The following is an 18469-nucleotide window of genomic DNA, read 5'->3' on the forward strand; positions in this document are numbered from 1 at the left end:
ATCGGGTACCGCCTCGGATTTTCAGTTTTCTCCTTCCCCCTGAAAGGGGGAAGGTCGGGATGGGGGTCGGCCACAGACGACAGTGTCTGCAGAAAGCAGATCCCCACCCGCTTTGCTCTGCGCGCAAAGCGACCTCCCCTTTTCAAGGGGAGGTGGCAAGCCATGCTCCCAGTCGCGCCTCCTCTTCCTTGACTCGATCGCCGCCTGCGCCCAGAACCTCCGATAATTCAACGGAGGAACGCATGTTCAAAGATCTGTTCTCACTGAAAGGCCGTGTCGCATTGGTGACCGGCGGATCGCGCGGCATCGGCAAGATGATCGCAGCCGGCTTCCTCGCGCAGGGCGCGGCCAGGGTCTACATCACCGCGCGCAAGGCCGGGCCGTGCGAAGCCACCGCCAAGGAGCTGTCGGCTGCCTATGACGGCGAATGCATCGCGCTGCCGATCGATATCTCGACGGTCGAGGGCTGCGAGAAGCTCGCCGGCGAGATCATCAAGCTGGAGCCGAAGCTCGACATCCTCGTCAACAACGCCGGCGCGGCATGGGGCGCGGATTTCGACGAATTTCCCGAGAGCGGCTGGGACAAGGTGATGAACCTCAACGTCAAGTCGCTGTTCTTTCTGACCAAGGCGCTGGCGAAGCCGTTGCGCGCCGCGGCCAGCGCAGCGCAGCCCGCCAAGGTGATCAACATCGCCTCGATCGATGGCATCTTCGTCAATCCGATGGAGACCTATTCATATGCAGCGAGCAAAGCAGCGGTCATCCACCTGACGCGGCGTATGGCGACCAGGCTGATCAAGGACCATGTCAACGTCACCGCGATCGCACCGGGCGCGTTCAAGTCCGACATGAACCGGGCCGCGCGCGACCATGCGGACGATGTCGCCAAGCGCGTGCCGGCGCAGCGGGTCGGCACCGACGAGGATATGGCGGGGGTTGCGATCTACCTCGCCTCGCGCGCCGGCGACTATGTCGTCGGAGCCACCATCGCGGTCGACGGCGGCGTGGTCTACGCCAATGCCGGCGCCGAGATCGCAGGGTAGCACCCAGCGACCGACCACAATCTCACTGTCATGCCCCGGCTTGACCGGGGCATCCAGTACGCTGCGGGATTTTCGATTCCTGCTGCGCTGTAGACCGTGACGTGGCGCTCTCTATGCCGGCGAGCACGTCGTCGCGGCCGTCAGCGCACTGCGCTCGACAAAGAAAAGGGGCGAGCCAGGGACCTCTCGGCTCACCCCTCTCCTGCTCTCTCCGGGAGGAGAAAGAGCGCTCAAGCGATCAGCTCTCGATCCTCACATATTCGAAATCGCCGGGCTTGTTGTCGATGCCGACCTTCGGCGGCGAGATCCATGAGGCGAACTGGCCGGGTTCGGTCACGGGCTTCATCAGCGAAGCGATGAACTCACCGTCCTCGCTCGACGGCAGCCACTCGCCCTTGCGCTTGGCCCAGGTGGCATCGTCGATCAAAAGGCCGTCGGGCGTTGCATGAACGTCCTTGAACTCGCCGATCTGGCGGTGGAAGGCGGTGTTCGGCACCGTGAGCTTGTAGTCATAGCCCGCGGTCGAGATCACCTTATTCCAGCGCAGCATGCCCTTGACGCAATCCTGCGTGTAGTCGTCGCGCAGGCGCATGTTGAGCGCGGTGAGCGCCGGCTCGTCGACCATCTTGATCTGGCCGTCGACCAGCTTCATGACCGGATAGGTCGAGTTCTTGAGCTGATGATCGTCGTCGATCGTGGTTTCCTTGTAGCGGCCCTTGATGCCGGCATTGAAGGCGTTGGCGGCGTTGGTCGACACCTCCGAACCGAACAGGTCGAGCGACAGCGAATAGTGCAGGTTCAGCTTCTTCTGGATCGTCGGCAGGTCGATCACGCCGAGCGCGCGGACCTTGGCGATGTCGGTCGGATCGGTGATGCCGGCTTCCCGCATCGCATCGCAGGTACGCTGCACGACGCGGGTGATGCCGGTCTCGCCGACGAACATGTGGTGGGCTTCCTCGGTCAACATGAAGCGGCAGGTGCGCGACAGCGGATCGAAGCCCGACTGCGCCAGCGAGTGTAGCTGCATCTTGCCGTCGCGGTCGGTGAAGTAGGTGAACATGAAGAACGACAGCCAGTCCGGCGTCGCCTCGTTGAACGCGCCGAGCATGCGCGGTGAATCCGCGTCACCGGAGCGGCGGCGCAACAAATCATCCGCTTCCTCGCGGCCATCGCGGCCGAAATACTTCTGCAGCAGGTAGACCATCGCCCAGAGATGGCGGCCTTCCTCGACATTGACCTGGAACAAATTGCGCATGTCGTAGAGCGACGGCGCGGTCTTGCCGAGGTGGCGCTGCTGCTCGACCGAGGCCGGCTCGGTGTCGCCCTGGATCACGATGAGGCGGCGGAGCAGCGCGCGATGCTCGCCGGGCACCTCCTGCCAGGCCGGCTTGCCGTAGTTCTCGCCGAACGGAATGACGCGATTTTCCTCCTGTGGGGCAAGCAGAATGCCCCAGCGATATTCCGGCATCCGCACGTAATCGAACTTGGCCCAGCCGCGCGGATCGACCGAATAGGCGGTGCGCAGATAGACCAGCGATTCCTGGAAGCCGTCCGGGCCCATGTCGCTCCACCAGTCCATGTAGCCGGGGTGCCAGCCCTCCAACGCCTTGAGCACCTGGCGGTCCTCGGCGAGATTCACGTTGTTCGGAATCTTGGTCGAGTAGTCGACGTTCATGATGTTCACGTTCATGGCCGTGCTCCTGGATATCGTTTCGACGTGTATCGCGTCTTGCTCAACCGTCATCCTGAGGAGCGGCGTCTTCGCCGCGTCTCGAAGGATGCTGGCTTGGTCATATTCATCCTTCGAGGCTCGCTAACGCTCGCACCTCAGGATGACGGCGAAATTTCCTAAACCCTCGTCATGTCGAACTGCGCCTTCTGGCCGGTGCCGTAGCGGCGCAGCGCGCCCTCCTCGCCGACCGCGTTGGGCCGCTGGAAAATCCAGTTCTGCCACGCCGTGAGGCGCGAGAAGATCTTCGATTCCATGGTCTCGGGCCCAACGAAGCGCAGATTGGCTTCCATGCCGGTGAGACCGTCGGGCGAGAACGAGGTGCGCTCCTCGAAGAATACGCGCACCTCATCGTCCCAATCGATGTCGTCGAGCGCGAAGGTGACGAGGCCGAGCTCCTCGGCCTGCTCCGCATCGAGCGCCTTGCCGATCGACGCCTGCGCGCGCTCCAAATCGGACGGATCGGCCTGGAAGCGGGATTGCAGCCGGGTCAGGCCGTGGCTCATCGGATACGGCCCGAAATTCATCGCGGTCAGCTCGATGGTCGGCGGGGCGCGATTGTCGCCCTGCTTCTGGCCGATCAGCATATAGGAGCGATCGGCGGCGAACACGAGCTCGGCCAGCGTGCCGACGAAGCAGGAGCCGGGCTCGACCAGCGTCACCAGCGTGCGCGAGGTGACGTCGATGCGCTTGAGCACGCGCTTCCAGTAATGCCTGATCTCGTTGACCAGCCAGTGCGCCTTGTTGGCCTCGAGGAACCCGTCATAGGCGACGACGTTGGCGGCGTCGCCGTGGCTCTTGAACACCAGCATCGCGATCCCGAGTTCGTTGAGGCGCAGATGCAGGACCGCATCGTCGAGCTCGCGGGCGACCTGCAACGGCCAGAACGAGGCGCCCTGCGCGATCATGCCGTCGATGCCTTCCGGCGGCGCGGCTTCCGGCGCCTTGATCGAGATCGTGGCGATGCGCGCCGCGCGGTCGATATCGACGCTGACGAAGCCGTAGCGGATCGCGCTGTCGTCTATGGTCCGCTTCAGCGGCGTCAGCGCGATGCCCGGGCCGGCGCCGTTGCGCTTCGACTTCGCGGCGAATTCCTTGACGCGCTCGGTGAGCTTGCCTTCGAGCTTGGAGTTCGGCGCGATCTCGTCAACCAGCCGCCAGGCGACCGCGCGCTTGCCCTTGATGCCTTCCTCGATGGTGCAGAAGAAATCGGCATGGTCGCGGCGCACCTTGCGCTTGTCGACCACGCGGGTGAGCCCGCCGGTGCCCGGCAGCACTGCGAGCAGCGGCACCTCGGGCAGCGCCACCGCCGCCGCGCCGTCATCGGCCATCATGATGTGGTCGGTCGCGAGCGCCAGCTCATAGCCGCCGCCGGCGGCGGTGCCGTTCACGACGGTGATGAAGCTCTGGCCCGAATTCTCGCTGGAATCCTCCAGGCCGTTGCGGGTCTCATTGGTGAACTTGCAGAAGTTGACTTTGTGGGCGTGGGTCGAGCCCGCCAGCATGCGGATGTTGGCGCCGGCGCAGAACACGCGGTTCTTGCCCGAGCGCATCACCACGACTTTCACCTCGGGGTGCTCGAAGCGCAGCCGCTGCACGGCATCAGCCAGTTCGATATCGACGCCGAGATCGTAGGAATTCAGCTTGAGCTGGTAGCCCTCGAACAGACCGGCGTTCTCGTCGACGTCCATGGTGAGCGTCGCAACGTCGCCCGCAACGTCCAGCTTCCAGTGCCGGTAGCGCGACGGCTCGGTCTGGAAGTCGATGTATTTCGCCCCGCCTGCGAGGACGCGATCGTCGCCAGCCATTGGGCCACCCTTCAACGTTGTTTGTTTGACCTTGTCGGTTCGATACATGCACAATAATGCATGTTTTCGAGCTGGTCTAGTTCAAAATACAAAAACATGCATTTTGTTTCATGTTCGGGGAATCGCCAGCTCATCCAATGACCTAGACGGTGACGCGCACGCTGCTCCATCCCCGTCATTGCGAGCGAAGCGAAGCAATCCATCGTCCCGCCTATGCAGAGCGATGGATTGCTTCGTCGCTTCAGCGCAAAATTGCTTTGCAATTTTGTCGCGAGCTCCTCGCAATGACGGGGACGGAGCGCCGTGCACGTCCTCTCACGCGGCCAACGTCCGGTCGTCGCGCAGCGCCGCCCTGGCGAATTCCGTGACCACCTCCAGCGTCACCGCAGGCGCCTCGCGATGCGGCGAGTGGCCGGCGCCGTCGATGACCGCGACGTCGACCGGGCAGTAGCATTCCTCGCGCGCGATCTCGACCTGGCGCATCGTGCCGTATTGATCGTCGACGCCCTGCACGATCAGCACCGGCACGCGGATATAGGCGAGATAATCGGAGATATCCCAGTCGCGGAAGTTCGGGTCGAGCCAGGCGCCGTTCCAACCATAGAACGCGTTGTCGACATCCTTGTGCCAGCGCGCGAGCTTCTCCTTCAGGTTGCTGGTCTCATACGCCGTCTTGATCTCGGCAATCGATTTCACCGAAATGTCCTCGACGATAAAATGCGGCGCAATCAGCGCGATCCCCTGCAGGCGATGATCCTGGCGCGAGCCGGCATAGATCGCCGCGATCGACGCGCCGTCGGAATGGCCGACCAACAGGCCGCGACGGAAGCCGATCTGATCGAGCAGCTTCGGCAGCACCTCCAGCGCCTCGATATGCATGTACTCAACCGGGCGCGGCAGCTCGACCGGGCTCGACGCACCATAGCCCGCACGCGAATAGACGAGCACACCGGCACCGGTCGCAGCCTGCAGCTTCTCCGGGAAGTCGCCCCACAGCCCGACCGAGCCGAGCCCTTCATGCAGCATCACGATGGTGGGCGCCGCATCCGGTGACGGACCGATCATGCGGTATTCGAGATCGGCGCCATCTATGGCGAGGAAGCCGGAGGGGGAAAGCATGTGCGAAGCTCCATTCTCTCAACTTCGCAAGCGACGCAACGACCGCTCTCTCATTCCCTCCCCCCTTGCGGGGGAGGGGCAGGGAGAGGGGTGCCGCTTGCTCCGCTGTGTGACCGAGAGCGACAACAAAGCTCCGCTCTGCGACGGCCTTGCGAGGTTCGTTGATGTGACGGCGTAGAATCTCTGGCGTCGCAGCCGGGGCTCACCCCTCTCCCCAACCCTCCCCCGCAAGGGGGGAGGGAGCCCGCGCAGGGTGCTCACCTCACTGAAGCTCTCGTCACAGGAGTTCTCTTGCATGCGGGTTCTCAACGGACGTCTCAGCGCTTCGTGCCTTCGTCCCGCAACTTGAACCGCTGGATCTTGCCCGTTGCAGTCTTCGGAAGCGAATCCACGACATCGATCCAGCGCGGATATTTCCACGGCCCGATCTTCTGCTTGACGTGCTCCTTGAGCGCCTCGTGCAGCCCCTCGGTCGAGCTGCCGGGGCGCAGCACCACGAACGCCTTCGGCTTCAACAGTCCCTCCGGATCGGCTTCCGGCACGACGGCGGCTTCGAGCACCGAGGGATGGGTGATCAGCGCGCTCTCGACCTCGAACGGCGACACCCAGATGCCGGAGACCTTGAACATGTCGTCGGCACGGCCGCAGAAGGTGTAACGGCCGTCGGCGTCGCGGACGTATTTGTCGCCGGTGCGGGTCCACGCGCCCTCGAAGGTGGAGCGGCTCTTGCTGCGCTGGTTCCAGTAGCTTTCGCCGGCCGAGGGCGCATCGACCAGGAGCTCGCCGACCTCGCCGTCGGCCACCTCGGCACCCAGCTCGTTGACCAGCCGCACCTTGTAGCCGGGCACCGGTCGGCCCGAGGTGCCGTATTTGATGTCGCCGGGCGCATTCGACAGGAAGATGTGCAACAGTTCGGTCGAGCCGACGCCGTCGAGGATGTCGACGCCGAAGCGCGACTTCCAGGCATTGCCGACCGATTCCGGCAACGCCTCGCCCGCGGAGGTGCAGATGCGCAGGCGATCGCCCGCGGCTTGCGCCTTCGTCGCCTCGTCGTTCAGCATCGCGGCGAACAGGGTCGGCACGCCGAAGAAGATGCTGGGGTGATATTTGTTCATCAGCGCGAACATTACCGCCGGCGTCGGGCGCTCCGAATTCAATACCGTGCTGGCGCCAACCGACATCGGGAAAGTCAACGCATTGCCGAGGCCATAGGCAAAGAACAGCTTGGCCGCAGAGAGCCCGACATCATCCTCGCAAATGCCGAGCACCTGCTTGGCATAGGTCTCCGCGGTAGCAGCGAGGTTGGAATGCAGATGGCGCACGCCCTTCGGCATGCCGGTCGAGCCTGATGAATAGAGCCAGAATGCCGGTTCGTCGGCATGCGTCGGCGCGGTCGCGAACACGTCGCCCTCGCGCGCGAGTTCGTCGGAGAGCTTCTTGTAACCGTGCGCCTGCTGGCCCGAGACCACGACATGTTCGAGATCCGGCATCCGAGCGATAACATCCTTCACGACCGGCAACAGCGCTTCGGAGACGAACAGCACGCGCGCGCGGCAATCGCCGAGGATGTAGGCATACTGCTCTGGCGTCAGCAGCGTGTTCAGCGGCACCGGCACCACGCCGGCGCGGATCGCGCCCAGGAACACGATCGGGAAATCGACCGTATCCAGCATGATCATCGCAACCCGCTCTTCGCGCCGGACGCCGAGCCGGCGCAGCACGTTGCCGAGCCGGCGCGTCTGTTGCTGCAGCTCGCCATAGGTGAGCTTCGACACGGTGTCGTCGAAGACGACCTTGTCGCCGCGGCCTTCGTCGACATTGCGATCGAGCAGCCAGGTCACCGCGTTGTAAGTCATGCCCCGCTCCTCGGACCCAGACGCGCCACGCTTCCCTCTCCTGTGAATTTAAGAATTATAATTCATACAAAGCCACTACATCGGCTTGCTGTCAATGCTCATCGGCACTATGTTTCCGGAACACCCGCGCGCGTCCATAGGGATCATGACCCAGGATAACGATCCGGAAACCGGCTTCCTCGAACAGCTCGGCCAGCGCGTACGCACGATGCGCGCCCTGCGCGGCATGTCGCGCAAGGTGCTCGCCAAGGTCTCGGGCATTTCCGAACGCTACATCGCCCAGCTCGAGAGCGGCAAAGGCAATGTTTCGATCGTGCTGCTGCGGCGTGTCGCAGGCGCGATGGGCGCGCATCTCGAAGACCTCATCCCCTCCGGCGAGCCCGCACCCGACTGGGCTGTGATCCGCGACCTCCTGCGGAAGGCTTCGGCGAACCAGATCGCGCAGGCCAAGGACATCCTCGCCGGCGGCAGCGCCTCGGCGCCGCGGCGCGCCTCGTTCTCCGGCATTGCGCTGATCGGCCTGCGCGGCGCCGGCAAGACCACGCTCGGCAGGATGCTGGCCAAGAAGATCGGCTGGAGCTTCGTCGAGCTCAACAAGGAGATCGAGGCGCAGAACGGCCTGTCGGTCGCCGAGATCATCGCGCTCTACGGCCAGGAAGGCTTTCGCCGCATGGAGCAGGCGGCGCTGACCCAGCTTCTGGCGCGCAAGGAATTGATGGTGCTTGCGACCGGCGGCGGCATCGTCTCCGAGCCGCTGACCTTCGACCTGATCCTGTCGTCGTTCTACACGATCTGGCTCAAGGCCGAGCCGGAGGAGCACATGGCCCGCGTCCGCCGCCAGGGCGATTTGCGCCCGATGGCCGACGACCGCTCCGCGATGGCGGAGCTCCGCAACATCCTGGTCAGCCGCGAGCCGCTTTACGCCCGCGCCTCCGCGGTGGTCGACACCGCCGGCCTGTCAGTCGACGCCGCCGCGGCGCGGCTGATCGATTCGGTGCGGCCGGTGCTGCAGAACGAGGCGCGCTCGTTCGGCCTGCGCAGCGTAGCGCTGTAGGCGCACCGCCACTACCGCGTCACAACCGGTTCATCCCCTCATCCTGAGGAGCTTGCGCAGCAAGCGTCTCGAAGGACGAGGCCACTAGCCGGGCCCCATGGTTCGAGACGCGCTTCGCGCTCCTCACCATGAGGGATTTCCAACTCATTTGACCTACAGCAGCCGGCTCTTCACATCGTCAGCGCCTTCTCGCAGCAGCGGCAGGAAGCGATCGATCAACTCCTGCCTCGGCACGCGGTCGACATGCGCGCCCATGTTGATGGCGGCGACGATTGTGCCGTCATAGCGGCGCACCGGCACCGAGATCGAGCGGAAGTGCGGCTCGGCCTCACGGTCGACCAGCGAATAGCCTTGCGCGCGATCGGCGATGATGGTGGCGAGCAGCCGCTTCGGATCGGTCACGGTCTGCGGCGTCACGGATTCGCGGCGCATCGCCCTCAGCCGTGTCGCGAGCTCGCCATCGGCGAGCCGGCCGAGCATCGCGCGCCCGACCGAGGTGCAGAACGCCGGCAGCCGGTAGCCGATGTCGAGGCCGGCGGAGAACACCCGCGTCGGGCTCGATCGCGCCACGAACACGACGTCGTCGCCGTCGAGCAGCGCGAGCGAAGCGATCTCCTGCGCCGCGCTCGCGATCCGATCGAGCACCGGCTGCAGCACCGTCACCACCTGGTTGGATTGCAGGAACGAGCCTGCCAGCGTCAGCACATGCGGGGTCAGCGTGAACAGCTTGCCGTCGGTCGCAACGAACCCGCCATGCGCAAGCGTGAACAGGATGCGCCGTGCGGTGGCGCGCGGCAGATCGGCGGCGCGTGCGAGATCACTCAGCGTCGCCGGCCCCGTAACGGTGCCGAACACCTGCAACAGGCGCAGGCCGCGGTCGAGGCTTTCGACGAAGTCGGTCGCGCGCTCCTCATCGGTCCGCTTCAGCTTGGGCATGGGTTTGCGGCTTTGAACGGTTCAAAAATTGGACTTGCTGTCCCAATCAGACATGGCATAATTCGCACATTCGTTCAATAGGCGAACAATCCAAATCCGGGAGACGCCGCCATGATGAGCCAGGAGCAGAACGACCTGATCACCCGCACCGGCCGTAAGGACCCATGCGGCAAGCTGATGCGGATGTACTGGCAGCCGGCGGCGCTGGTGGACGAGTTGCAGGGGCCGCGCCCGGTGCGCCCCGTGCGGCTGCTCGGCGAGAACCTGGTGCTGTTTCGCGGCGCGGACGGCCGCTACGGGTTGATCGACCGTCACTGCGCGCATCGCGGCGCCGACCTCGCCTTCGGCCGGCTGGAGAATGGCGGCCTGCGCTGCGCCTTCCATGGCTGGCTGTTCGACACGAGCGGCGAATGCATCGAGACCCCGGCCGAGCCGGCAGGCTCGCAGCTCTGCAAGGGGATCAAACAACGCTCCTATCCGGTGGTCGAGAAGAGCGGCGTCCTTTGGGCTTTTCTCGGCGAAGGCGCGCCGCCGGCGTTTCCCGAGCTCGACTGCTTCGTCGCGCCCGACAGCCACACCTTCGCGTTCAAGGGCCACATGAACTGCAACTGGCTGCAGGCGCTCGAGGTCGGGATCGACCCGGCGCACGCCTCCTATCTGCATCGCTTCTTCGTGGACGAGGATACGTCGGCCGCCTATGGCAAGCAGTTTCGCGGCGCCTCGGCCAGCAGCGACATGCCGATGACCAAGATCCTGCGCGAATATGATCGCCCGATCATCAATGTCGAGCACACCGAATACGGCCTGCGACTGATCGCGCTGCGCGAGCTGGATGGCGAGCGCACTCATGTGCGCGTCACCAACCAGCTATTCCCGCACGGCTTCGTGATCCCGATGTCGACGGAGATGACGATCACGCAGTGGCACGTCCCCGTCGATGACGAGAACTGCTATTGGTACGCGATCTTCACCAGCTACACGAACCCGGTCGACAAGCAGAAGATGCGCGACCAGCGGCTCGAGCTCTACGAGCTGCCGGACTACAAGTCGCGCAAGAACAAGTCGAACGATTACGGCTTCGACCCGCACGAGCAGGCGACCGCGACCTATACCGGCATGGGCACCGACATCAACGTCCACGACCAGTGGGCGGTGGAATCGATGGGCCCGATCCAGGACCGCACCAACGAGCATCTCGGCCAGAGCGACAAGGCGATCGTGCAGTATCGCCGGCTGCTGCGGCAAGAGATCGAGAAGGTCGCGGGCGGCGAGAAGCCGATGCTGTTCCTCGACGACGCCACCGCGCGCAGCATTCAGGGCCCGGCGACGATGGACGGCATCGGCCCGACCCAGGGCTGGGAGCTCTACTGGATGGAGGTCGACGTCAAGCGCCGCCGCGGCGCGCCGTGGGCCGCCCCCGTGCCACGTGAGATCGCCGGCAAGGTGCCTCATCTGACGGCGGCGGAGTGATATGCGTGACATTGTCATTCCGGGGCGATGCGGCAGCATCGAACCCGGGATCTCGAGGTTCCGGGTCTGGTCCTTCGGATCATCCCGGAACGACAGCGGGGAAGGAGTGACGCGGTGAGCTTTGTCGAGCACCACGGCCTGTGGTCGAACGAGCAGCAGGAGGCCGCACAGCGCCTTCGCCGTATCGTCGAGGAGAACAACCTCGAAGTCGTCAGGCTGTCGTTCCCCGACCAGCATGGCATCCTGCGCGGCAAGACGCTGATCGCAAGCGAAGCCGTGCGTTCGCTCGAGGGCGGCTGCTCCATCACCACGACGATGCTGGCCAAGGACACCTCGCACAAGACGGTGTTTCCGGTGTTCACCGCCGGCGGCGGCTTCGGCATGAAGGAGATGGAGGGCGCGGCCGACGTGCTGATGGTCGCCGATCCCACCACGTTCCGCGTGCTGCCCTGGGCGCCCAACACCGGCTGGCTGCTGTGCGACCTCTATTTCAGCGACGGCCGCCCGGTGCCGTTCGCGACCCGCAATCTCTATCGCAAGGTGCTCGATCAGCTCGCCGGCCGCGGCTACGACTTCGTCGCCGGGCTCGAGGTCGAATTCCATCTGTTCAAGCTCGACGACGCCCACATGGCGCCGGAGGATGCCGGCCAGCCGGGACGGCCGCCTGATGTCAGCCTGCTGTCGCAGGGCTATCAGTATCTCACCGAGCAGCGCTACGACCTGATGGAGCCGGCGCTCGAGATCATCCGCCGCGATGTCCTCGCGCTCGGCCTGCCCTTGCGCTCGGTCGAGGTCGAATTCGGCCCGAGCCAGTGCGAGTTCACCTTCCAGCCGACGACGGGGCTTGCGCCGGCCGACACCATGGTGCTGTTCCGCTCCGCGGTGAAGCAGATCGCGCGGCGCCATGGCTATCACGCCACCTTCATGTGCCGGCCGAAACTGCCGAACGTGTTCGCCAGCGGCTGGCACCTGCACCAGTCGCTGGTGTCGCGCGCCACCGGCGAGAACGCCTTCATGGCGAGGGAGACCGGCGAGCCCTTGAGCCCGCTCGGCCGCACTTATCTCGCCGGCCTGATCGAGCACGCGCGGGCCTCGACCGTGTTCACGACGCCGACCATCAACGGCTACAAGCGCTACCGCTCTTACTCGCTGGCGCCGGATCGCGCGATCTGGGGCCGCGACAATCGCGGCGTGATGATCCGCGTGCTCGGCGGCGCTGATGATCCCGCGACGCGGCTGGAGAACCGGATCGGCGAGCCGGCCGCCAATCCCTATCTCTACATGGCGAGCCAGATCCTCTCCGGTCTCGACGGCGTCGACCGCAAGCTCGATCCCGGACCGTCGGCGGATACGCCCTACGAGACCAAGGCCGCGCTGCTGCCGAAATCGCTGCGCGAGGCGGTGTTCGCGCTGCAGGACGATCCGTTCTTCCGCCAGGCGCTGGGGCCGGAGTTCGTCGACTACTACGTCCACATCAAGAACGCGGAGATCGAGCGGTTTCAGGCCGAGGTCTCCGATTGGGAACATCGCGAATATTTCGAGATGTTTTGAGGGCCCATTGTCGTCCCGGCGAATGCCGGGACCCATAACCACAGCCGGTATTTGGTTTGCACAGCCGGCTCCCCGCGGAGCCAAACGAGAGGCCGCGGCGTATGGGTCCCGGCTTTCGCCGGGACGACGCTGGTGCGAGAACGGTGTTCTAAATCCCCAGGTACTTGTGCTGCAAATCTGGCTCGGCGATCAGCGCTTCGCTCGTCCCGCTCCACACCGTCTTGCCGCGCTCGATGATGTAATGGCGGTCGGCGATGCGGGCGAGGTTCTCGACGTTCTTGTCGATCACCAGCACCGACTGGCCCTGCCCCTTCAGCATCGACAGGCAGCTCCAGATCTCGTCGCGGATCAGCGGCGCGAGGCCTTCGGTCGCCTCGTCGAGGATCAGGAGCTTTGGGTTGGTCATCAGCGCGCGGCCGATCGCGAGCATCTGCTGCTCGCCGCCGGAGAGTGTGACGCCCATATTGCTGCCGCGCTCGGCGAGCCGCGGAAACAGCGCGTGGATCTTGTCCAGCGTCCACGGATCGCGGCTGCCCAGGCGATTGCCGGAGGCCGCCACGAGATTTTCGCGCACGGTCAGGTTCGGGAAGATCTGGCGCCCCTCCGGCACGAGGCCGATGCCGAGTTTGGCGATCTTGTAGGACGGCAGGCCCCGTACCTGTTCGCCGGCAAAGCGGATCGCGCCTGAGCGCGCCGGCGTCAGGCCCATGATCGAGCGGATGGTGGTGGTCTTGCCCATGCCGTTGCGGCCCATCAGCGCAACCATCTCGCCCGCCTTGATCTGTAGCGACAGGCCGAACAGCACCTGGCTCAGGCCATAGCAGGTCTCGATCGCATCGACGTCGAGCAGGGTCTCAGCCATTTTGGTCTCAGCCGATTTTGCTTCAGTCATGGCGCGTCACCGCATGCTGTTCGCCGAGATAGGCGCGCTTGACCTCCTCGTGCCTGCGGATCGCGTCCGGCACGTCGCAGGCGATGACGCGGCCATAGACCAGCACCGTGATGCGGTCGGCCAGCGCGAACACCGCCTCCATGTCATGCTCGACCAGCACGATGGTGACCTCCTTGCGCAGCTCCTTGAGCAGCGCGACCATCCGCGCGGATTCGGTGACGCCGAGGCCGGCCATCGGCTCGTCGAGCAGCAGGAGCTGCGGCCTGGTGGCGAGCGCGACCGCCAGCTCGAGCTCGCGCTGCTCGCCATGGCTCAGTTGCGAGACCAGCACATTGGCGCGCATGCCGAGGCCGACGCGCTCCAGCGCGGCGCGCGCAGCCTCGCGCAGGTGCGGCTCTTTCCGCGCATTGCCCCAGAAGCGGAAGGAGTGACCGTCATGGGCTTGGGCCGCGAGCGCGACGTTGTCGATCGCCGAAAAATCCTTCAGCAGCGAGGTGATCTGGAACGAGCGCGCCAGCCCGAGCCGGCTGCGCTTGTAGGACGGCAGCCGCGTCACGTCGCGGCCGCCGAACTGAATGGTGCCGGAGTTCGGCATCAACTGCCCGGTGAGCTGGCTGATCAGCGTGGTCTTGCCGGCGCCGTTGGGACCAATGATGGCATGCAATTCGCCCGGTGCAACCTCCAGCGAAAGGTTGTCGGTCGCGGTGATGCCGCCGAAGCGGCGGACCAGATTGTCGACGCGGAGCAAGGGATCAGACACGGCCCATCCTCCCGAGCAGGCCCATGATGCCGCCGCGCGCGAACAGCACGATCAAAAGCAGCAGCGGCCCCATGATCAACGCCCAGTATTCGGTGAACTGCGACAGCAGCTCCTCCAGCACCAGATAGATGATGGCGCCGAGCACGGGACCGAACAGCGAGCCCATGCCGCCCAGGATCACCATCACCATCAGATCGCCGGAGCGGGTCCAGTACATCACCGCGGGGCTGACGAAGTCGGTGTTGTTGGCGAGCAGCGCGCCCGACAGCCCGCAGATGGTGCCGGCAATGACGAAGCAGACCAGGCGGTAGCGGTTGGCATGGAAGCCGATCGCCTGCATGCGCTGCTCGTTGGAGCGGACGCCCTGCACCACCAGGCCGAAGCGCGAATTGACGATGCGCCAGATCAGATAGAGGCCGCCGAACAGGCAGGCCAGGCAGAGATAGTAGAACTGCGTGCGGTCGGACAGGTTGATCAGGCCGGCGAAGTCGCTGCGCTTGTAGATGGTGAGGCCGTCATCACCGCCGTAGCGCGACAGGCCGGAGGCCACGTAATAGGCCATCTGGGCGAAGGCCAATGTGATCATGATGAAATAGACGCCGCGGGTGCGTAAGCTGAGCGCACCGATCACCAGCGCAAACAGCGCCGAGACCGCGAGCGCCACCGGCCACTGGATGAAGCCGGAGCCGATGCCTTCCGCGGCGAGGATGCCGACCGCATAGCCGCCGATGCCGAGATAGGCGGCGTGGCCGAAGCTCATCATGCCGCCATAGCCCATGATCAGGTTCAGGCTCGCGGCCGCCAGCGCGAAGATCACGATGCGGGTGAACAGCGTGAGGATGAAGATGTTGCCGCTCACCGCCGAATAGACCGGCAGCAGGACTAGGGCGGCGCAGAGCAGCGCCGCGACCAGATTGGAGAGGTTGAGCTTGGGCATCATCGCTTCGCCGCCGGAAACAGCCCTTCCGGCCGCACGACCAGCACGATCGCCATCAGGAGGTAGATCAGCATCGAGGACAGCGCCGGCGCCGCGGTTGAGGCCGCAGCGCCGCTCAACACCTTGCGCAGGAGGTCAGGCAGGAAGGCGCGGCCCATCGTGTCGATGATGCCGACGAAGATCGCCGCCAGGAACGCGCCGCGGATCGAGCCGATGCCGCCGATCACGATGATGACGAAGGCAAGGATCAGGATGTTCTCGCCCATGCCGATCTGCACGGTGAGGATCGGCGCCTGCATCAGCCCGGCAAGGCCGGCGAGCGCGGCCCCCAGGCCGAACACCAGTGTGAACAGCAGCTTGATGTTGATGCCGAGCGCGCCGATCATCTCGCGGTTGGAGGCCCCGGCGCGGATCAGCATGCCGACACGGGTGCGCATCACGACGAGGTAGAGCAGCGCGGCAACCGCCAGCGCGACGGTGATGATCAGGAGGCGATAGGCCGGATAGTACACGCCGGGAATGATCTGCACGGGCACTGTGAGCCAGGCCGGCAGCGGCAGGGCGAGGCCGGCCGGGCCCCAGATCAGCCGCACAGCATCGTTGAAGAACAGGATGAGGCCGAAGGTCGCGAGCACCTGGTCGAGATGGTCGCGGCCATAGAGATGTCTCAACGCGACATATTCGAGCACGATGCCGAGCAGCAGCGTGGCGCCGAGCGCCAGCAGCGCGCCGAGCACGAAGCTGCCGGTCCACGCCACGAACGTCGCGGCGAAATAGGCGCCCATCATGTAGAGCGAGCCGTGCGCCAGATTGACGAAGTCCATGATGCCGAACACCAGTGTTAGCCCAGCCGCCAGCAGGAACAGCAGGAGGCCGAATTGCAGGCCGTTCAGGAGTTGTTCGACGACGAGATACATGGACGTTTCACATTGGGCTGAAACAAAACAGCGGCAGCGCGCATGCGCCGCCGCTCACGTGGACTCCCTCGCCCCGCTCTTCGCGGGGCCGGGACGAGCAGGGCTCGCCCTGAGAGGGTTGGGGAGAGGGGCGGCTCCGCAGACCGGGTTCGTGGAGAGTCCCCCCTCACCCGGCGCCACGCGCCGACCTCTCCCCGCACGCGGGGCGAGGTAACTAGGAAGCAAGCCGCGCGCCAAGATCACCCAAAAATCACTTCATCGGACACTTGTCGTGAAACTTGTCCTGGTCGTCCTTGACGATGGTCGCGACCGTCTTCAGCGAGAGCTGGCCGTCGTCGCCCTTGACCACGTCCTGCAGATAGAAGTTCTGGATCGGGATGTGGTTGTTGCCGTACTTGAACGGGCCGCGCAGCGACTTGAAGTTGGCCTTCTCCATCTCCGCCTTCATCGCGTCCTTCTTGGTGAGGTCGCCCTTCACCGCGACGACAGCGCTGTTGATGAGCTGGGCGGCGTCATAGGCCTGGGCCCCGTAATAGGTCGGGCGCAGGCCGGGATACTTCTTGTGATAATCCGCGACGAACGTCTTGTTCTGCTCGTTCGGCAGGTCGTTGACCCATTCCTGCGCGCCGGGGATGCCGATCGCATTGTCCTTCTGCAGCGGCAGCGACAATTCGTCGACGGTGAAGGCGGTATAGAGCGGGATCTGCTGCTTGATGCCGGCCTGGGCGTATTGGTTCAGAAACTGGACGCCGGCCGCACCGGGATAGAACACGAAGATCGATTCCGCGCCCGAGTTGCGCGCCTTGGTGAGCTCGGCGGAGAAATCGAGCTGGCTCGGCCACACCGTATATTCCTCGCCGACCACTTTGCCCTTGAAGGTGCTCTTCACGCCCGCCAGCATGTCCTTGCCGGCGGCGTAGTTCGGGCCGATCAGGAACACCGACTTGACGCCCTTCTGGTTCATGTAGAGCCCCATCGCCGCGGGCGTCTGGTCGTTTTGCCAGGAGGTTGAGAACACGTAAGGCGAGCACAATTCGCCGGCGAGCTGCGACGGACCGGCATTGGCCGAGATCAGGAAGGTCTTGCTATCGACCGCGGTCTTCAGCGAAGCCAGCAGCACGTTCGACCAGATGTAGCCGACGATGAAATCGACCTTGTCGGACTGCACCAGCTTCTCGGTCTTCTGCTTGCCGATGTCGGGCTTCTGCTGGTCGTCTTCGTAGATCACCTCGACCGGCTTGCCGTCCATCTTGCGGCCCATATGGTCGAGCGCGAGCTCGAAGGAATTCCGCATGTCGTTGCCGATCACGGCGGTCGGGCCGCTGAAGGTCGAGACAAATCCGATCTTGATGGTGTCGGCCGCGGTCGCCGGCTGCGCCAGCGCCATGGCCATGGCGCCTGCCAGCCAAAATGCCTTGTTCATAGTCACTCCCCTCCTCAACCAATATCCTGCCGGGCCTCGTCGTCGGCCCGGGGCGGCGTCACGCTTTGCGCGTCGTTTTTCGATGCCTTGTTTTGTGCGCGAAATCGCAAGTCTACAGCAAGCATGAACCGACGGCCCTCGTTTAGAACCTTCGGCGCATACCCCAGCACTTTGCACCATAATTCGTACAAACCAGCCGTGGCAAGAAATATAATGCCGGTTGCGAGGGCAACGATTGTCGCAGGTGGCCCTGCGCTCCGTGGCGCAGCGCAGCAGAATCGACGCGTTCAATAAAGCGAACGGAAACCACGCGCCGGCCAGATCGCGGCGCTTTCACGGTCTGGAAAGCAGTCCGAGGCGACGGTCAGGCGAAAAGGACGCGTCATATGCTGGGTTACCTGTTCGGCTTCAACGCCCGGATCAGCCGGGCGCCTTTTGTGCTCGGCATCTTCACGCTAGTCGCAGGCCTTGTGCTGCTGGCCTATGGGGTGACCGGCACGATGCCGGGAAGCGGCAGGATCGACGTGCTGCTGGTGCAAGCCGCGGGCAGCGGCCCGATGCAGATCGCCTTCTTTGCCGCGCTTGCGGTCAGCTTCATGCTGCAATCGATGCGGGTCCGTGACATCGGATGGGATCCGGTGTGCGTGATGGTGGGATGGGTCGTGCTCATCGTGATCGACAGGCTGGTCGCCAGCAGACATCCGGAATGGGCGATCAATCCGCAGGTCAGTGGAACGTTGATCGGCGGGCTCATCAATGCCGCCCTCATGCTGGCCTTGTTCGTCTGGCCGAGCGGTCATTCCGACGCGACATCGCTACTGCCGCGCGACCAAAGCGGGACGGCGGACGATGTTCGGCGCAACAGCAGCACACCAGCCGCAGCCACCAACCGCATCGCGCGCATCGCCAACGGCGAATTCGGCGGGCGAGCGAAGTAGGGTGTCCTCGCGCTTCGCTGCATCCTCACGCGTCGT

General features: G+C 64.6%; 15 protein-coding genes. 5 read left to right on the forward strand and 10 right to left on the reverse strand.

Features of this window, described 5'->3' with window-relative positions:
* The first annotated feature begins 242 nt into the window (after positions 1–242).
* On the forward strand, positions 243–1043 hold the full coding sequence (locus P6U30_RS35430) for an SDR family NAD(P)-dependent oxidoreductase (RefSeq protein WP_407167292.1): 801 nt from the start codon (positions 243–245) through the stop codon (positions 1041–1043).
* Between the two features lie 238 nt (positions 1044–1281).
* Here the strand turns inward: P6U30_RS35430 and boxB are convergent, their stop codons facing one another.
* From boxB to P6U30_RS35450, 4 genes are all read right to left on the reverse strand, one after another.
* Complete coding sequence (gene boxB, locus P6U30_RS35435; protein WP_407167293.1) at positions 1282–2733, reverse strand: benzoyl-CoA 2,3-epoxidase subunit BoxB; 1452 nt, start codon at positions 2731–2733, stop codon at positions 1282–1284.
* Positions 2734–2891: 158 nt separating this feature from the next.
* Positions 2892–4580 carry a 2,3-epoxybenzoyl-CoA dihydrolase gene (boxC, locus tag P6U30_RS35440; protein ID WP_407167294.1) on the reverse strand — a complete coding sequence of 563 codons (1689 nt, stop codon included), beginning with the start codon at positions 4578–4580 and terminating at the stop codon, positions 2892–2894.
* Between the two features lie 315 nt (positions 4581–4895).
* Positions 4896–5699: an alpha/beta fold hydrolase gene (locus tag P6U30_RS35445; RefSeq protein WP_407167295.1), complete on the reverse strand. Its 804-nt coding sequence runs from the start codon at positions 5697–5699 to the stop codon at positions 4896–4898.
* Positions 5700–6016: 317 nt separating this feature from the next.
* Positions 6017–7555 carry a benzoate-CoA ligase family protein gene (locus P6U30_RS35450; protein ID WP_407167296.1) on the reverse strand — a complete coding sequence of 513 codons (1539 nt, stop codon included), beginning with the start codon at positions 7553–7555 and terminating at the stop codon, positions 6017–6019.
* A gap of 145 nt (positions 7556–7700) precedes the next feature.
* Between P6U30_RS35450 and P6U30_RS35455 the strand changes: the two genes are divergently transcribed.
* A complete protein-coding gene (locus P6U30_RS35455) occupies positions 7701–8609 on the forward strand; it encodes a helix-turn-helix transcriptional regulator (protein ID WP_407167297.1) in 909 nt (302 codons plus the stop codon).
* Positions 8610–8762: 153 nt separating this feature from the next.
* Here the strand turns inward: P6U30_RS35455 and P6U30_RS35460 are convergent, their stop codons facing one another.
* A complete protein-coding gene (locus P6U30_RS35460) occupies positions 8763–9545 on the reverse strand; it encodes an IclR family transcriptional regulator C-terminal domain-containing protein (RefSeq protein WP_407167298.1) in 783 nt (260 codons plus the stop codon).
* 111 nt (positions 9546–9656) lie between these two features.
* On the opposite strand from P6U30_RS35460, the gene P6U30_RS35465 reads away from it, so the two are divergent.
* Together P6U30_RS35465 and P6U30_RS35470 are read left to right on the forward strand one after the other, a co-directional pair.
* Complete coding sequence (locus P6U30_RS35465) at positions 9657–11015, forward strand: Rieske 2Fe-2S domain-containing protein (RefSeq protein WP_407167299.1); 1359 nt, start codon at positions 9657–9659, stop codon at positions 11013–11015.
* Positions 11016–11129: 114 nt separating this feature from the next.
* Positions 11130–12566 carry a glutamine synthetase family protein gene (locus tag P6U30_RS35470; RefSeq protein WP_407167300.1) on the forward strand — a complete coding sequence of 479 codons (1437 nt, stop codon included), beginning with the start codon at positions 11130–11132 and terminating at the stop codon, positions 12564–12566.
* Positions 12567–12714: 148 nt separating this feature from the next.
* On the opposite strand, the gene P6U30_RS35475 is transcribed toward P6U30_RS35470, so the two are convergent.
* From P6U30_RS35475 to P6U30_RS35495, 5 genes are all read right to left on the reverse strand, one after another.
* Positions 12715–13428, reverse strand: a complete 714-nt coding sequence (locus P6U30_RS35475) for an ABC transporter ATP-binding protein (protein ID WP_407167301.1) — start codon at positions 13426–13428, stop codon at positions 12715–12717.
* A 22-nt stretch (positions 13429–13450) separates the two neighbouring features.
* Positions 13451–14218, reverse strand: coding sequence for an ABC transporter ATP-binding protein (locus P6U30_RS35480; protein ID WP_407167302.1), 768 nt, complete (start codon positions 14216–14218; stop codon positions 13451–13453).
* On the reverse strand, positions 14211–15158 hold the full coding sequence (locus tag P6U30_RS35485) for a branched-chain amino acid ABC transporter permease (RefSeq protein WP_407149111.1): 948 nt from the start codon (positions 15156–15158) through the stop codon (positions 14211–14213). Before P6U30_RS35485 ends, P6U30_RS35480 begins: the two co-directional genes overlap by 8 nt.
* On the reverse strand, positions 15155–16072 hold the full coding sequence (locus tag P6U30_RS35490; protein WP_407167303.1) for a branched-chain amino acid ABC transporter permease: 918 nt from the start codon (positions 16070–16072) through the stop codon (positions 15155–15157). Before P6U30_RS35490 ends, P6U30_RS35485 begins: the two co-directional genes overlap by 4 nt.
* A 250-nt stretch (positions 16073–16322) precedes the next feature.
* Complete coding sequence (locus P6U30_RS35495) at positions 16323–17495, reverse strand: ABC transporter substrate-binding protein (protein ID WP_407167304.1); 1173 nt, start codon at positions 17493–17495, stop codon at positions 16323–16325.
* Positions 17496–17881: 386 nt separating this feature from the next.
* Between P6U30_RS35495 and P6U30_RS35500 the strand changes: the two genes are divergently transcribed.
* Entirely contained in the window at positions 17882–18433 is a 552-nt protein-coding gene (locus P6U30_RS35500; protein ID WP_407167305.1) for a DUF805 domain-containing protein, read from the forward strand.
* Positions 18434–18469: the final 36 nt, after the last annotated feature.

Origin of the sequence: Bradyrhizobium sp. ORS 111 (assembly GCF_045571485.1) — a bacterium.
Lineage (GTDB): Bacteria > Pseudomonadota > Alphaproteobacteria > Rhizobiales > Xanthobacteraceae > Bradyrhizobium.

What these genes read in the sequence shown, in the direction of transcription:
- P6U30_RS35430 (WP_407167292.1), top strand. Translation starts at nt 243, where the DNA reads ATGTTCAAAGATCTGTTCTCACTGAAAGGCCGTGTCGCATTGGTGACC.
- boxB (WP_407167293.1), bottom strand. Translation starts at nt 2,733, where the DNA reads ATGAACGTGAACATCATGAACGTCGACTACTCGACCAAGATTCCGAAC.
- boxC (WP_407167294.1), bottom strand. Translation starts at nt 4,580, where the DNA reads ATGGCTGGCGACGATCGCGTCCTCGCAGGCGGGGCGAAATACATCGAC.
- P6U30_RS35445 (WP_407167295.1), bottom strand. Translation starts at nt 5,699, where the DNA reads ATGCTTTCCCCCTCCGGCTTCCTCGCCATAGATGGCGCCGATCTCGAA.
- P6U30_RS35450 (WP_407167296.1), bottom strand. Translation starts at nt 7,555, where the DNA reads ATGACTTACAACGCGGTGACCTGGCTGCTCGATCGCAATGTCGACGAA.
- P6U30_RS35455 (WP_407167297.1), top strand. Translation starts at nt 7,701, where the DNA reads ATGACCCAGGATAACGATCCGGAAACCGGCTTCCTCGAACAGCTCGGC.
- P6U30_RS35460 (WP_407167298.1), bottom strand. Translation starts at nt 9,545, where the DNA reads ATGCCCAAGCTGAAGCGGACCGATGAGGAGCGCGCGACCGACTTCGTC.
- P6U30_RS35465 (WP_407167299.1), top strand. Translation starts at nt 9,657, where the DNA reads ATGATGAGCCAGGAGCAGAACGACCTGATCACCCGCACCGGCCGTAAG.
- P6U30_RS35475 (WP_407167301.1), bottom strand. Translation starts at nt 13,428, where the DNA reads ATGGCTGAGACCCTGCTCGACGTCGATGCGATCGAGACCTGCTATGGC.
- P6U30_RS35485 (WP_407149111.1), bottom strand. Translation starts at nt 15,158, where the DNA reads ATGATGCCCAAGCTCAACCTCTCCAATCTGGTCGCGGCGCTGCTCTGC.
- P6U30_RS35490 (WP_407167303.1), bottom strand. Translation starts at nt 16,072, where the DNA reads ATGTATCTCGTCGTCGAACAACTCCTGAACGGCCTGCAATTCGGCCTC.
- P6U30_RS35495 (WP_407167304.1), bottom strand. Translation starts at nt 17,495, where the DNA reads ATGAACAAGGCATTTTGGCTGGCAGGCGCCATGGCCATGGCGCTGGCG.
- P6U30_RS35500 (WP_407167305.1), top strand. Translation starts at nt 17,882, where the DNA reads ATGCTGGGTTACCTGTTCGGCTTCAACGCCCGGATCAGCCGGGCGCCT.